Genomic DNA, 13,827 nt, shown 5'->3' on the forward strand with positions numbered 1-13,827 from the left:
CCGGCAGCTCACTCAGATCTCGTAGGCCTGCTCCTCGAAGACGATGACCTTGTGGGACTCTGGGAAGAGGATGATGAAGAGGTTGTCCCAGTGGTCCCCATTCGGGCCCGTCTGGTAGGTGCGATAGTAGCGCCGCACCTGCACGTTCTCGGTGCCGTTGCCGTACGTCGACAGCAGGGTGGCCGGCAGCGGCTGATAGAAGGAGTACACGGCCGAGGTGAACTGCGCGTACGTGAAGACCTCCGTCGTGCCGTAGTACTCGTAGCGCCACCACTCACCGACCATGTCCAGCGCCTCCGCGGTGGCCTGCGCGAGCGAAGCCTCGCCCGCGTACGGCCAGCCAAAGTCGTACCGGTGCAGGTTGGCGAAGGCGCCGTCACGCGTGTTGCCCGAGTCCACCAGGGCCTGGAGCTGCGCGGTGACGGGCTCCTCGACCAGCACGAGGTGGTAGTCCGCCGGTGCGGCGGGCGGCGGCTGCGGCACGCACGCGAAGCCCATGCAGTCCACCTGGAGCCGGAACTGCTTGCCCGTGCCATTGGGCGAGCTCACCACCGCCAGGTACTCGCCGCCCTGCGCCAGCGTCACCAGGGTGATGCGGCTCAGCGTGCCGTAGCCCGCGTCGTCATCCACGGCCAGCGGGGTGGTGCCATAGCTGCCGTTGGCGTCCTTGGGGCCGTAGAGGAACAGGCCGGTGTCCAGGGACATGGAGCTGCCCAGGTGGGTGACCTCCAGCTTGAGCTGGGAGTTCGCCGGGACCTGGACCTTGAAGGAGAAGTACTGCGGATCCGCGGTGAAGGCCGCCTGCGCCGAGCCTCCCACCGCCACCGGGCCCACATACGTGGTGCTGTCGTAGATGTTGCCGCTGGCCGGCGCCGGCGGCGGAGCCAGCACGGCCTGCCTGCGCTCACCCAGCGCTGTTCGAGGCTCCGTCTCGGGAGTTCCTCCACAGGCGCTCACCAGGCCCACCGACAGCATCCACAGCAACGCGTTCTTCCACGATTGGCGCATCGTCTCGTCCTCAGATCAGAGAACGGAGCCGAGGCCCCGACGCCTCGTCCTCCGTTCAGAAGGGGGACGACCCTGTAGCGCCGTGACACCTGTCATTCAAGTGAGGGAAAGCCCTGCCAGTGAAGGTGGGCCGGGGAACTACTCCGCGCAGGTCGGGCTCTCGTTCGAGGGATACAACGTGGCGATGCCGTAGGTGCCGTTGCGCGTGCCGCAGTAGATCTGCCACGAGCTGCCACCCAGCTCCGGCGACGAGTAGATGCCACCCTCCTTTTTGGCTCCGTCGCGCGCGCAGCAGCGAACGAACGCCCGGGTCCCCAGCGCCGCGATGCTCACCGCATCCTGCGTGCGCGAGAACCCGCCGATCTCCTTCTCACCGCAAGACCACGGGGCCACTCCGTGGAAGGAGATCAAGTACTGGTCCCCGATCACCGCGCTCTTGCCGCGAGCCGGGCCGTCGTAGCAGAGCTTCCCTTCGGCCTCGAGCTGCGCGTACCGCGCCTGGTAGTGCAGTCCACCGATGGGGCCGCGCAGCCAGTCATCTCCGCAGAACACGTGGGTGAAGGCGTTGCGCGGGCCCGTGCTCACCCAGAGGCTCGTGAGCCACTCGATGTTGGCCTGCTTCGCGCTCGAGCCCGTCCGCGAGCGCCCGGCAGCCGCCAGCGCCTTCTGGATGCGCTCGTCGTCATAGTGGTTGGAGAAGAAGCGCTGCACATCCCCGGCGCTCACGGACACGTCGGGCCGCGCGGGGCAGAGCGCGAGGATCTCGCGATCCACGGCGGACAGGGCAGGGGGCTTGGAGAACAGGGGAGGGTTGCTGCACGTCGTCGCGCATCCCGAGGCCTGCTTTGCCACCGCGGGCACCGCCGCGAGCTGCTGCGGCTTGTCTGCTTTCACGAGCTCGGTGGCGCTCGGGGCCTTCTGGACCGCGGTCTCCTCGGCGCCGTCGCAGAGCACCCAACCTTCCGCGGAGGAGCCTTGCAGCTTGCACCACTTCCGCCCAGGGCCGCCCTTCTTGAGGAGCGGGTAGGACGTGTCCGGCTCGACGGTGAAGACGACCTTCTTGGACTCGGGCTGGTCCACCGCCTCCACGCGTGTATCGGAGACGAAGGCTCCAGAGCCCGCCAGGGCGGTCAGGGGAAGGAGCAGGGTCAACAGGAGGGGAGTCAGACGCGACATGGCGCTCGGAGCATACCGTGAGAGGTCTGAAGCCCCCACGCTAGCGAGGGCTCGCAGGCTTGGACTCCGGCCGGGCGCGCTTATTCACCCTGCTACGACAGCTTCACCTTCGCCGCCTTCAGCTTGCCCACCTGCACCAGGTACTCGCCGGCTTCGAGCTCGTGCTTGGGATCGGAGACCTTCTCCCCGTTCACGCGCACGCCGCCCTGCGCCATCAGCTTGCGCGCCTCGGTGGAGGAGGTCACCAGCTTCGTTTCGGGCAGCACCTTCGTCAGCAGCAGCTTCGGCGCACCCGCCAGGGGCACATCCACCAGCTCCAGGCTCGAGGTGTCCAGCTCCTTCTTGGCGAAGCGCGCCTCGAAGTTCGCCGCTGCCTTTTGCCCGGCCTCTTCGCCCTGGAAGCGCGCGGTGATCTCCTGCGCGAAGGCCACCTTCGCGGCCTTCGGGTGCGTCTGTCCCGACTGCACCGACTCCCTCAGCGCCTGCACGTCCTTCAGCGGCTTGGACGACAGCAGCTCGTAGTAGCGCCACATCAGATCGTCCGTGATGCTCATCAGCTTGCCGAAGATCTGATCCGCTGGCTCGTCGACGCCCACGTAGTTGTCCAGGCTCTTGGACATCTTGGCGCCGACGATCTTCCCTTCGAGCAGCTTCGCGTCCAGGCCCTCGAGGATGGGGCCCGTCATGATCACCTGCGGCTCCATCCCCTGTTCCTTCATCAGCTGTCGGCCCACCAGCAGGTTGAAGAGCTGATCCGTGGCTCCCAACTCCACGTCCGCCTTCAGAGCCACCGAGTCGTACCCCTGCAGCAGCGGGTACAGGAACTCGTGGATCGAGATGGAGATGTTCTCCCGGAAGCGCTTCTTGAAGTCGTCGCGCTCCAGCATGCGCTGCACCGAGTAGCGCGACGCCAGCCGGATCATGCCCTCGGTGCCCAGCGCGTCGAGCCACTCGGAGTTGAAGCGCACCTGTGTCTTCTCCGCGTCCAGCACCTTGAAGACCTGGCGCTTGTACGTCTCCGCGTTGGCCTTCACCTCGTCGCGCGAGAGGGGAGGCCGCGTCGTGTTCTTCCCCGACGGGTCGCCGATCAGCGCCGTGAAGTCACCGATCAGGAACACCACCGTGTGGCCGAATTCCTGGAAGCGCCGCATGCGCGTCAGCAGCAGCGAGTGGCCCAGGTGCAGGTCTGGCCGCGTCGGGTCGAAGCCCGCCTTGATGGTAAGGGGCTTGCCCTCCTTATAGGAGCGCTCGAGCTTCTTCTTCAGATCCTCGGCCACCTGGAGATCCACGGTGCCTCGGGTCACTTCCTCGAACTGCTCTTCGGGGGTCGCCTTGCGCAGCAGGTCCTGGGTCATCGCGCCGGGCACGTTACCCGAAACCCACTGCGCCGCGAGGCCCTTCGTACATGAGGAGGGTGAGCACGGCCAGGAACCCTGGCCGGCCCACCCCATCTCTCATGAAGAGAAGCTCTACGTGTCCAGGAAGTCCCAGTCACGGAACAGGCCGCGAAGCGACTCGGCCTCCGTGACGACCAGATCCATGTCCACGTCATCGCCGTTCGTCGGCATGGCCGGGACGATCTGGTCAGTGAACGCCAGACCCACCCGCCGGCTCCGAGCCGAGGCCGCGCGCAGGGTGGCGTCGTAGTAGCCACCCCCGCGACCCAGCCGCTTGCCATCCCTCGTGAAGCCCAAACCGGGCACCACGAAGAGATCGATCTGGTCCACCGGAATCAGATCCGAAGAGTTGGAGGGCTCACGTACCCCCAACCGCCCCGGCTCCAGCTCCGCCTCGGACTTGATCGCCCGGAACGAGAGGATCCGCCCATGAACATGCGACAGCGGGTAGCAGACGATCTTCTCGTCCTGCAGCGCCGCAATCAGGATGTCCCGGGTGGGTACCTCCCCCCGAATGGGGGCATACAGCGCCACCGTCCTCGCCTTCTGGTAGTAGGGCGAAGCCAGGAACCGAGACTGCACCTTCAACCCACGCCCATCGATGAGGTCCGGCGTCATCGCCTTGCGCCGCGCCGTCAACTCCTCGCGCAGCGATTGCTTCCGCGCCGCCTCGTCTGCCGCCACCGTCTCGCTCACCGCCGCCACTCCACAGAAAAAGTCCCCCGCCGCATGGCCGTGTGCCTAGCGTCCATTGAACCCTAAAAAGCCAGGTGGGGACCAAAGTCATGGCTCCGTAGGCTTCCCTCTGCCCCGCGAGGGGGAGGGCTTGCGCATGGCGCCTGAAACGGACCCCGTGATGGACGTATCGGTTCGAATTTCTGCTGGGCATCACGCGCCCCGCAGGGGACAGCCCTTGAACACCTGAAATAGGTTTCTAAGTCCTCAGAGTTGTTGAAGAAACTGCGGAATATCCGGATGAAATGATAAGGACGCCCACCGGCCGGGTCAAGGTGTCCCGCACGCGTTTACAACGTCGGCACATGCCCCCTATGATGCGCCGGCTCTATCCCCAGATGGCGCCCGTGTATCGCACAACAGGCCTCGCGCTGGCCCTTTTCCTGGTTCCTGGCCTGGCCGCTGCGGGTCCGACCCTGTCGGGCAGCTTCCAGGCGGATGCCTATGGCACGCTGGAACTCAAGACCGAGGGCGAGCATGTCTCCGGCCGCCCCCTCGGGGACGGCGTCTGCCGCCTGAACAAGCAGGATCCCGCGCTGGAAGGCGACTTCGAGGGCTCGGTGCTCGTGGCGCGGCTGACGCTCTGCCAGACCGGAGAGTTGTGTCCGAAGCAGCAGACCTACACCGTGCTGGGCTTCTATAACGAGGAAGATCAGACGCTGGTGGCCCACGTGCGGCTGAGCAAGGGGTGCCAGGCGGAGGCCGTGCAGAAGTCCGGGCGCTTCGTCCTGATGCCGGTGAGCCGGACAGGCTCCGCAGGAGGGAGTGGGGACGCGGCGGAGCCGGACAGCAAGCGAGGCTCGCGCTCGGAGGAGGCGGCGAAGCAGGCCCTCCAGCGTGGCAACGCGCTCTACCAGCAGGGCAAGATCTCCGAGGCCATGGCCCAGTTCCGGCAGAGCCTCGAGTATGACTCGAGCGACTCGAACTGGCCGGCGTACCTGGGGCGGGGCTCGTGCCTGCTCAAGCTGGGGTATGTGAGCCCGGCCATCAAGGATCTGGAGAAGGCGCGAGCCGTCCAACCCCAGCATGGACCGCTGCTCTATGTGCTGGGGTGCGCGTATGCGCAGAAGCGGGACAAGTCCAAGGCGCTGGACTCCCTGCGCAGCGCGGTCAACGTGGGGTATGAGCTGCACGCCTCCGCCGAGAGCGATCCGGACCTGATGCGCTATCTGGGGAGCGACCAGCAGTTCAAGGAACTTCTGAAGGCCTCCCGCGAGAAGAGCGCCCGCGGCGCGGCAGCCAGTGGAACCCCAAGCCCGTGAGCACTCCCGTGACGCCGCGGCCGACCCGGGTCTTCGGCAACTATGAGCTCCAGGCCCCATTGGGCAAGGGGGGCATGGCCGAGGTGTTCCGGGCGCGCGTGCTCACCGGGCGCTACGAGGGTTGGAATGTCGCCGTGAAGCGGCTGCTGCCCTCGCTCACCGGGGACCCATCCTCCGTCGAGAGCTTCATCCGCGAGGCGGACCTGTCCACCCAGTTGGACCACCCCAACATCGTGAAGGTGTTGGACGTGGGCGTCGCCGAGGGCACCTACTACATCGTCATGGAGCTGGTGGACGGGCGGGACCTGGCCCAGATCCTCCGCCGCTGCAAGCAGCGAGGCATTCCCCTGCCCATCGACTTCGCGGTGTACCTGGGCAAGGTGCTGCTGGAGGCGCTGGCCTACGCGCACACGGCCTCCGATGCGCGCGGGGCTCCGCTGGGGATCGTCCACTGCGATGTGTCGCCGTCCAACCTGTTCATCTCCCGGCTCGGAGAGATCAAGCTGGGCGACTTTGGCGTGGCGCGCGTGTTCGTGGATGGCTCGCGCGAGGGCGGTGAGGTGCTCGGCAAGCCGTACTACCTGAGCCCCGAGTCCCTGCGCGGCATCGTCACGCCGGAGGCGGACCTGTGGGCCGCCACGGTGGTGCTCTATGAGCTGCTGACGCTGGAGCGCCCCTTCATTGGCAACACGCCGGACGAGGTGTTCTTCAACATCCGGCATCGCCGCTATCGCCCCATCAATGCGCTGCGTCCGGAGGTGCCCGAGCTGCTCGAGGAGGTCATCTCTCGAGGCTTTGCCGCGCGGATCCAGGATCGGTTCCCCACGGCCGATGAGTACGCTCGGTCGCTCACGCCGCACTACGACGAGCTGGTGGGTACGCCGCTGGCCATCGCGGCGGTGGTGCGCGGGCTCTTCGGCGCGAGTGACTGAGGCCGGCTACGCGAGATCCTGAGCCGCGAGTTCCCGCGCACGAGGCACGTGGGTCCGGAGCACTTCCACCACGCGCTCCACCTCGGCCTCGGTGGTGTTGGGGCCGAGCGAGAACCGCAGCGAGCCGTGCGCCTGGGCCGGCGTGAGCCCCATGGCGAGCAGCACGTGCGAGGGCGTCAGGGTGCCCGACGCGCACGCCGCTCCCGAGGAGGCGCAGATGCCCGCCAGATCCAAAGCGATGAGCAGCGCCTCACCGTCCGCGCCATGGAAGTGGAGGTTGCTGGTGTTGGGCACCCGTGGCGCGCCCCCGCCATTCACGGTGACGTCGGGGATGTGCGCGAGCACCTCGCGCTCGAAGGCGTCGCGCAGCGCGGTCAGCCGGGAGGCGGTGGCCTCCTGTTCCGCTGCGGCCAGTTCCAGTGCCAGGGCGAGTGCCTCCGCATAGGGCACGTTCTGTGTCCCAGAGCGGCGTCCTCCCTCCTGGTGCCCGGGTGTGAGCGCCTCGACGTCCACGCCCTTGCGCACCACCAGCATCCCTGCGCCCGCGGGCCCACCGAACTTGTGCGCGGAGAGCGCCAACAGGTCCGCGTCCACCTCGCGCAGGCTCAGCGGCACCTTCCCCGCGACCTGGACCGCGTCCGTGTGGAAGAGGATGCCTCGCTGGCGGCAGGCTCGCGCTACCTCCGCCGCCGGCTGCACGACGCCCGTCTCGTTGTTGGCCCACATCAGCGAGCACAGCGCCGTGGCCGGAGTGAGCGCGTCCAGCAGTGCCTCGGCTCGCATGCGGCCGTTCGCCTCGGGCTTCAGCCGCACCACCTCCGCGCCTTGCCGCTCCAACTGCTTGAGCGCGGTCAGCGTCGCTGGGTGCTCGATGGTGGAGGTGACGATGCGGCGACGGCTTGAATCCGGACGCGCCAGGAAGGCGCCCTTGAGCGCCAGGGCATCCGCCTCGGAGCCAGAGCTGGTGAAGCACACTTCCTTCGGTTCGCAGCCCAGCACCCGCGCCACGCGCGCCCGTGCCGAGTCCAACCGCCCTCGGGCCTCACGCCCGATCTGATGCACGCTCGAGGGGTTCCCGAAACCGCCAGCCGTGAAGGCCCGGGCCAGCGCCTGCGCGACTTCCGGGCGCAGCGGTGCGGCCGCGTTGTAGTCCCAGTAGATCACTCGTCTTGCGCGGCCAGCAGCGAGACGGGCCGCTCATCCGCTACGCCGAACGCCTCCAGAAATCGGCCCACCAGCTCACGCTTGAGCGTCCGGCGCTGGTTGGCTCGCCCCGACAGGGGCATCCGCGCTCCCGCCATGCTGCCGTGGCCTCCCGAGGAGCCTCCGTAGTCCGCGCAGATCTCCCGGATCAGCCGGCCCGCGTTCATCCGGCGATCCTTCACTCGCAGGGACACGTAGAGCTGGTTGCGGTACGTCGCGTACGCCAGCGACCACTTCATCCCCTCGAGGAACATCATCCGCTCGGCCACCTCCGCCACCATGTCCGGGGAGTAGACCTCCTCCAGATCCGTGACGATCGCGGTGCCGTACACCTTCGCCTTCTCGATGGCCGTGTGGTGCAGCTGGAAGTAGCGCGCCGGCAGCTCCGGGTGCTCGATCTGTCCCAGCAGATGTTTGTCACAGCGCGGGAAGAGCCACAGGTAGCTGTCCACGTCCGTCTGGGTCGTCTCCCGGCCCAGATCCCGCGTGTCCGCCTTGATGCCGTAGAACAGCGCGGTGGCCACTTCCACCGACGGCTCCAGTCGCGCCGCTCGCAGGTACTCCACCACCATCGTCGACGTGGCCCCGAAGTCTCCGCCCACGTCCGCGAACGGCGCCTGCAGGCTCTCCTCTCGCACGGGGTGGTGATCGATCACGATGTCCGCGCGGAGCCGCGCCGGCAGCGAGTGGTTGCCCACCGGCGGCTGCGTATCCACCAGCCCGAAGAGATCGTACGTGTCGAAGTCGATCTGTGAGACGTGCGACACCGGCAGCCGCAGCACCCTCACGAACGCGATGTTCTCGGCCCGCCCGATGATGCCACCGTAGCCTACCCGGGCTTCCATTCCCGCACGGCGCTCCAGGATGTGTGCCAGGGTGACAGCAGCCGCCAGGGAGTCGGGATCCGGATTGTCGTGGGTGAGGATGAGCGCCCTCTTCCTCCCCCGGGCCACACGCAGCAGCCGCTCCAGCTTGTCCCGAGCGGGCAACTGCGCGATCCGCGGTGACGGGGGTTCCGCACTCTCCCCGAGAGGTGGGGAGCGGCGGGTGTTGGCGGGCGTTGTGCCAGGCATGGGTCTCTTCTTTTACCGTCTCCGGCGCAGGGATTCGAGAAGCCGGAAGGCCTCCCCATAACGCCCCGGAAACGATGTCTCCAGTACTCCAATGGTGTTGACGAACCGCGGATCATTCACGAGGCACCAAAAGGGCACACGCCTGATTGCCCTCTTGTCCACCGTTTGATCGCGCGTTCTTCGTGAAGTGCTGGAGGTCTCGAGCCCCCGAGCTGCGCGGCGGCGCTAGTTGATGGCCTTGTAGCGCCGGTTCAGGTCCTTGAAGTACTTCACGCCGTTGTCGAGCGAGTTCTCGATCGCGTCCATCAGCAGCGTGCGGAAGCCCGCCACGGGGCCGCGGAAGGACTCGTAGTACTTCTGCCGATCGATCGAGTGGATGACCGCCGGCATGTAGCCGTTGCGCAGCAGGATCAGGTTCGTGCACATCCTGCCCACCTTCCCGCTGTGCTCGGTGAAGGGGAAGATCTGCAGGAACATGTGCTGCACCGTGGCCGCCTGCTTGATGGGATGGAACTCGCGGAACTCGGCGCTCGCCGTGTAGTCCACGAGCTTCTCCAGCGCGGGCTGGATCTTCGCCGGCTGGGAGATGTCGTGGAAGTACGTGCGGTGCAGGGGCATGTCCTTGCGGAAGCCCGCGCGCTCGCGCTCCTTGGCCAGCTCCTTCTCGGTGCGCTCACGCCGCTCGGTGGCCGCGCGCGCCGCCATGGCCTCGGGCGTGTTCCCGATGAACAGATCGTGCATCCGCTTGATCTGCGTCAGCGTGATCTGCGCGTTCTTCTTGCTGGCGTTGGCCTCTTCGCGAATGTAGTCGCAGACGGCCTTGTGCTGACGCACCTCCAGCACCACCGGCATCATCGAGGCCTCGGCCGCCACCCGTCCTGGATACAGCGCAGCGGTGAGCTCCTGCTGCGTGTACACGACGCCCTCGAGCGCGGCGTCGTGGTAGATCCACGACATCTCGAAGCGGTCCAGGAAGTCGCGCGATTTGTCCTTGAAGATGTCGAGGTAGTCGCGCAGCGCCTCGTTCTTCTCGTCGATCTCTTGGTAGCGTTCCTTCACGGACCTGCGGCTCCTTCGTGCCCGCTTCCTGTGACTTCAAGGCTGGGTCAGGCAGTCGGCCAGCGATTGAAACCCGACGGGGATTCTAGAAATTCCGCGCGGTTGGGACAAACAAAACCCTGCTCTACAGATCAACGAGGAAGACCTCGCATGCCTGGTCGAGCAGTTCCTTGGACAGTGCGGGGGGCATCTGCCGGTAGCGCGCGGCGTCCTTGATGAGAGCCACCAGATCGCGCGGGTGGCAGGCGCGCAGCTGCATGTTGCGCGGTTTGTAATACGCCTCGAAGAGGTACGTCACCGCCTGGTCAACGTACGGAATTCCCGCCGCCTCGCACACTCTCTCGAAGATTTCCCGGAAGGTTCCCTCATCCGGGTTCTTCACCTCGATCTTGTACTTGATGCGACGGAGGAAGGCCTCGTCCACGAGTTCCTTCGGATCCAGGTTGGTGGAGAAAACCAGGAGCTGTTCGAAAGGGATCTCGAACTTTTTACCGGTATGGAGGGTGAGGAAGTCGATGCGCTTCTCGAGGGGGACGATCCACCGGTTGAGCAGGTCCGTGGGGTGGACCTTCTGGCGGCCGAAGTCGTCGATGAGGAGCATGCCGCCGTTGGCCTTGATCTGGAACGGGGCCTCGTAGAAGCGGGCGGTCTCCGAGTAGATGAGATCCAGCGTCTCCAGCGTGAGCTCACCACCAACGACGACCGCGGGCCTTCGGCAGAGCAGCCAGCGGTTGTCCATCTCGAAGGTCTGCCGGCGCCCGGTGGAGTCGCGGCCGATCTCCAGCGGGACGGGGGTGTGGTTCAGGTTGTCGAAGACCTTGATGATCTGGTTGTCGATCTCGATGCAGTAGGGGACGTAGGCCTCGCCGCCGAACATGCGCGAGATGGCCTCGGCCAGGCTCGTCTTGCCGTTGCCCGGGGGCCCGTAGAGGAACAGCGAGCGGCCCGAGTTGACCGCGGGGCCCAGCTTGTCGAGCAGATCCTCGGTGACGGTGAGGTGGGACAGGCCCATCAGCAGATCATCCCGGCTGACGACGGGGTTCTCCTCGATCTGCTGGGTGATGAGGGCGTTGTACTGCTCGATGGGCACCGGGGCGGGGCCCACGTAGGTGGTGCGGGTGAGGGCGTCGCGGGCGTACTCGCGGCCCTTCTCGGTGAGGACGAACTCCACCGAGGCGCGGCCGAAGCCCTTGCCGCCGCGCAGATCCACCAGCTTCTCGCTGGCCAGGAAGTCCACCACGCGCTCGATGACGCCGGGCCAGGGCAGGCGCAGCTCGTCGGCGATCTCCATGCCCGTGCCGGTGCCCGAGTAATAGAGGAACTTCAGGGCGATGTCGGACAACAGGCCCATCTTGAGCCCCGTCTCCTCCAGCGACTTCGGCTCCGGCGGAGCGATGTCGAGGATGGACGGGTTCTCGAGATTGAACGGGTTGTCGTCCTGATAACCGGGCGGAGGCATTCGGGGATGTTCTACCTCAATCCCTCGATCCGAGGGTGCACTGCGTCACTCCGGGCCGGGGAGCGAGGCAGCGGTCAGACGTAGGTGAGCCACTCCGCGTAACGCGGCTCCTGCCCGCGGACGACGCGGAAGTACGTCTCCTGGACGAACTGGGTGATGGGGCCGGGCTTGCCCTCGCCGATCTGGCGATTGTCCACCTCGCGCACCGGGGTGATCTCGGCGGCGGTGCCGGTGAAGAAGATCTCGTTGCCGATGTAGAGCGCGTCACGGGTGAACGTGACTTCCTCCACATAGCGCCCGCTGTCGCGCAGCAGCCGGAGCACCGTGTCGCGGGTGATGCCGTCCAGGATGGGGGAAGAGAGGGGCGGCGTCTTGATCACGCCCTTCTTGTTCACCATGAAGATGTTCTCGCCGGAGGCCTCGGCGACGAAGCCGCTGATGTCCAGGAGGATGGCCTCGTCGTAGCCGCCGAGCACCGCCTCGCGCTTGGCGAGGATGGAGTTGACGTACTGGCCGGAGATCTTCCCGCGCACCATGTTGACGTTCACGTGCATGCGGGTGAAGGAGCTGACCTTGGCGCGGATGCCCTCCTTGATGCCCTTCTCGCCCAGGTAGGCGCCCCAATCCCAGGCGGTGATGGATACGCGGGTGGGGTTCACCGCGCCCAGGCCCATGGCTCCGTCTCCCATGAAGGCGATGGGCCGCAGGTAGGCGCCGTTGGCGAACAGGTCTCGCTGCTTGCGCAGCAGCTCCAGGCAGGCCTCCTCGAGCTGATCGGCCGTGTACGGCATCTTCATCAGGCAGATGTGGGCCGAGTCCATCAGCCGCTGGATGTGCTCCCGGAGCCGGAACACCGCCAGGCGCCCATCATGGGTGCGGTAGGCGCGGATGCCCTCGAAGACGCCCAGGCCGTAGTGCAGCGCGTGGGTCATCACGTGCATCTGGCCTTCGTCCCACTTCACGAACTTTCCATCGATCCAGATCTGGTCTGCACGCAGCACTGCGGACGAGGTGGAGCTCATGAGCGATCCTTGATTCGCGGAGGGGGGGACACCGGCCGGGGCCTTCTTTCACATGCCGTGCGATCCGTCAAAGCGTGAATGCTCCGGGCGGGGCCGGAACAGCGCTCGGCGGATTCCACGGTCTTCCGGACTTCACGCCTGGGCGATCTGGGGGAGGTTGGCCTTCGCCTTCTCGATGTCGCCCTCGTACTTGAGGACCAGGTTCAGCGTGGAGGCCACCAGGTCCGCCGTGAGCGCCTCGGCGTTCAGCAGGGCCAGGCTCTGCGCCCAGTCGAGCGTCTCGCTGATGGACGGGGCCTTCTTGAGGTCCAGCTTGCGGATGGCGGCCACGGCCTCGATCACCTGCTCGGCCAGGGTCTGGGCCACGTGGGGCAGGCGGGAGCGGACGATGCGCAGCTCACGCTCGCGATCCGGGAAGTCGATGTGCAGGTGGAGGCAGCGCCGCTTGAGTGCGTCCGACAGCTCGCGCGCGTTGTTCGAGGTGAGGATCACCCGAGGCACGTGCCGGGCCTTGAAGGTGCCCAACTCCGGAATCGTCACCGCATTGTCCGAGAGCACCTCGAGCAGGAAGGCCTCGAACTCCGGATCCGCCTTGTCGATCTCGTCCACCAGGAGCACCGCGGGGCGCTCGGAGAGCTGGGCCTTGAGGATCGGGCGAGGCAGCAGGAAGCGCTCGGAGAAGAAGACCGCGTCCCCCGAAGCCAGCCGGTCCGCCGCCTCCGTCAGCGAGCGGGTGCCCTCCACCATCTCGCCGATCTTGTCCTTGAGGAGCTGCGTGTAGAGCAGCTGCTTGGCGTACTCCCATTCGTAGAGCGCCTTGGCTTCGTCCAGGCCCTCGTAGCACTGGAGCCGGATGAACTCGCGGTCCAGCGCCTGTGCTAGCGCCTTGGACAGCTCCGTCTTGCCCACGCCCGCCGGGCCCTCCACGAGGATGGGTTTGTCCATCCGGTCCGCCAGGAAACAGGCCGTGGCGATCTCAGGAGAGGACAGGTATCCCACCTGCTCCAGGCGGGTCGCCGCGTCCTCCACGCTGGTGAAGGAACGGGGTGGGGACGGCGGGGAAGGGGGGCTCACACCCGGAAACTTAACCGAGGAGATTCTCCACACTGCGGCAAAAATGCCAGAGTTCCGCACGTTCTCCCGCCTTGGTGGCAGGCCGCCTTACTTCCAACCCGTTGGAAATACAGGTGGAAATATTTTGCGCAACCGGGGCACGCCTCGTGCATCACTTCAGCGCATTCCGCTTCAATCTGAGGTGCGCTGTCATGTGGGTGTGGTTCAGGATGGTGCTGGCGTTGGTGGTGCTGTTGACGCCGGGGAGCTTCCCCGTGGTGCTGGCCTACGTGGCGGCGCGGACGCTCTGGTCGCGGTGGCGGGAGGCGCAGGCAGAGGCCAACGGCCGCGAGGTGTCCTTCTTCAAGGACGTGCTGGCGTCGTTGCACTTCCGGGATCTGGTGCGCGAGGCTCGCGCAGCCTTCTGAGCAGCTGAAGTTCGGGTTGA

The 13,827-nt window shown here is 66.5% G+C and carries 13 protein-coding genes and 1 other RNA gene; 3 read left to right on the forward strand and 11 right to left on the reverse strand.

Features of this window, described 5'->3' with window-relative positions; genetic code table 11:
- Positions 1 to 12 precede the first annotated feature (12 nt).
- The 5 genes from KY501_RS07115 to ssrS all read right to left on the reverse strand — a co-directional run bounded on the left by KY501_RS07115 (position 13) and on the right by ssrS (position 4,490).
- Positions 13 to 1,008: a hypothetical protein gene (locus tag KY501_RS07115; RefSeq protein ID WP_224361868.1), complete on the reverse strand. Its 996-nt coding sequence runs from the start codon at positions 1,006 to 1,008 to the stop codon at positions 13 to 15.
- Positions 1,009 to 1,146: 138 nt separating this feature from the next.
- Complete coding sequence (locus tag KY501_RS07120) at positions 1,147 to 2,184, reverse strand: EndoU domain-containing protein (protein WP_224361870.1); 1,038 nt, start codon at positions 2,182 to 2,184, stop codon at positions 1,147 to 1,149.
- 92 nt (positions 2,185 to 2,276) lie between these two features.
- On the reverse strand, positions 2,277 to 3,539 hold the full coding sequence (gene tyrS / locus KY501_RS07125; protein WP_224361871.1) for a tyrosine--tRNA ligase: 1,263 nt from the start codon (positions 3,537 to 3,539) through the stop codon (positions 2,277 to 2,279).
- Positions 3,540 to 3,653: 114 nt separating this feature from the next.
- The gene (locus KY501_RS07130) at positions 3,654 to 4,277 is read right to left on the reverse strand and encodes a 5-formyltetrahydrofolate cyclo-ligase (protein ID WP_224361873.1); all 624 of its coding nucleotides are present in this window, start codon (positions 4,275 to 4,277) and stop codon (positions 3,654 to 3,656) included.
- Between the two features lie 19 nt (positions 4,278 to 4,296).
- Positions 4,297 to 4,490, reverse strand: a non-coding RNA gene (gene ssrS, locus KY501_RS07135) — 6S RNA.
- Positions 4,491 to 4,621: 131 nt separating this feature from the next.
- Between ssrS and KY501_RS07140 the strand changes: the two genes are divergently transcribed.
- Both KY501_RS07140 and KY501_RS07145 read left to right on the forward strand, forming a co-directional pair.
- Entirely contained in the window at positions 4,622 to 5,578 is a 957-nt protein-coding gene (locus KY501_RS07140) for a tetratricopeptide repeat protein (RefSeq protein WP_224361875.1), read from the forward strand.
- A complete protein-coding gene (locus tag KY501_RS07145; RefSeq protein WP_224361877.1) occupies positions 5,575 to 6,510 on the forward strand; it encodes a serine/threonine-protein kinase in 936 nt (311 codons plus the stop codon). Before KY501_RS07140 ends, KY501_RS07145 begins: the two co-directional genes overlap by 4 nt.
- A 6-nt stretch (positions 6,511 to 6,516) precedes the next feature.
- On the opposite strand, the gene KY501_RS07150 is transcribed toward KY501_RS07145, so the two are convergent.
- The 6 genes from KY501_RS07150 to KY501_RS07175 all read right to left on the reverse strand — a co-directional run bounded on the left by KY501_RS07150 (position 6,517) and on the right by KY501_RS07175 (position 13,400).
- A complete protein-coding gene (locus KY501_RS07150) occupies positions 6,517 to 7,674 on the reverse strand; it encodes a cysteine desulfurase family protein (RefSeq protein ID WP_224361880.1) in 1,158 nt (385 codons plus the stop codon).
- A complete protein-coding gene (locus KY501_RS07155) occupies positions 7,671 to 8,786 on the reverse strand; it encodes a DHH family phosphoesterase (protein WP_224361881.1) in 1,116 nt (371 codons plus the stop codon). Before KY501_RS07155 ends, KY501_RS07150 begins: the two co-directional genes overlap by 4 nt.
- A 225-nt stretch (positions 8,787 to 9,011) precedes the next feature.
- Positions 9,012 to 9,845, reverse strand: coding sequence for a Fic family protein (locus tag KY501_RS07160; protein ID WP_224361883.1), 834 nt, complete (start codon positions 9,843 to 9,845; stop codon positions 9,012 to 9,014).
- 124 nt (positions 9,846 to 9,969) lie between these two features.
- Entirely contained in the window at positions 9,970 to 11,304 is a 1,335-nt protein-coding gene (locus tag KY501_RS07165) for a DUF8689 domain-containing protein (protein WP_224361884.1), read from the reverse strand.
- Positions 11,305 to 11,378: 74 nt separating this feature from the next.
- Complete coding sequence (locus KY501_RS07170) at positions 11,379 to 12,326, reverse strand: branched-chain amino acid transaminase (protein ID WP_224361885.1); 948 nt, start codon at positions 12,324 to 12,326, stop codon at positions 11,379 to 11,381.
- Between the two features lie 132 nt (positions 12,327 to 12,458).
- Positions 12,459 to 13,400, reverse strand: coding sequence for an AAA family ATPase (locus tag KY501_RS07175; RefSeq protein ID WP_224361886.1), 942 nt, complete (start codon positions 13,398 to 13,400; stop codon positions 12,459 to 12,461).
- 191 nt (positions 13,401 to 13,591) lie between these two features.
- Here KY501_RS07175 and KY501_RS07180 point away from each other — a divergent pair, with 191 nt between their 5' ends.
- Positions 13,592 to 13,807, forward strand: a complete 216-nt coding sequence (locus KY501_RS07180) for a hypothetical protein (RefSeq protein WP_224361887.1) — start codon at positions 13,592 to 13,594, stop codon at positions 13,805 to 13,807.
- The last annotated feature ends 20 nt before the right edge of the window (positions 13,808 to 13,827 follow it).

Source organism: Hyalangium versicolor, from assembly GCF_020103695.1.
GTDB lineage: Bacteria > Myxococcota > Myxococcia > Myxococcales > Myxococcaceae > Hyalangium > Hyalangium versicolor.

What these genes read in the sequence shown, in the direction of transcription:
- KY501_RS07115 (WP_224361868.1), bottom strand. Translation starts at nt 1,008, where the DNA reads ATGCGCCAATCGTGGAAGAACGCGTTGCTGTGGATGCTGTCGGTGGGC.
- KY501_RS07120 (WP_224361870.1), bottom strand. Translation starts at nt 2,184, where the DNA reads ATGTCGCGTCTGACTCCCCTCCTGTTGACCCTGCTCCTTCCCCTGACC.
- tyrS (WP_224361871.1), bottom strand. Translation starts at nt 3,539, where the DNA reads ATGACCCAGGACCTGCTGCGCAAGGCGACCCCCGAAGAGCAGTTCGAG.
- KY501_RS07140 (WP_224361875.1), top strand. Translation starts at nt 4,622, where the DNA reads ATGCCCCCTATGATGCGCCGGCTCTATCCCCAGATGGCGCCCGTGTAT.
- KY501_RS07155 (WP_224361881.1), bottom strand. Translation starts at nt 8,786, where the DNA reads ATGCCTGGCACAACGCCCGCCAACACCCGCCGCTCCCCACCTCTCGGG.
- KY501_RS07165 (WP_224361884.1), bottom strand. Translation starts at nt 11,304, where the DNA reads ATGCCTCCGCCCGGTTATCAGGACGACAACCCGTTCAATCTCGAGAAC.
- KY501_RS07170 (WP_224361885.1), bottom strand. Translation starts at nt 12,326, where the DNA reads ATGAGCTCCACCTCGTCCGCAGTGCTGCGTGCAGACCAGATCTGGATC.
- KY501_RS07180 (WP_224361887.1), top strand. Translation starts at nt 13,592, where the DNA reads ATGTGGGTGTGGTTCAGGATGGTGCTGGCGTTGGTGGTGCTGTTGACG.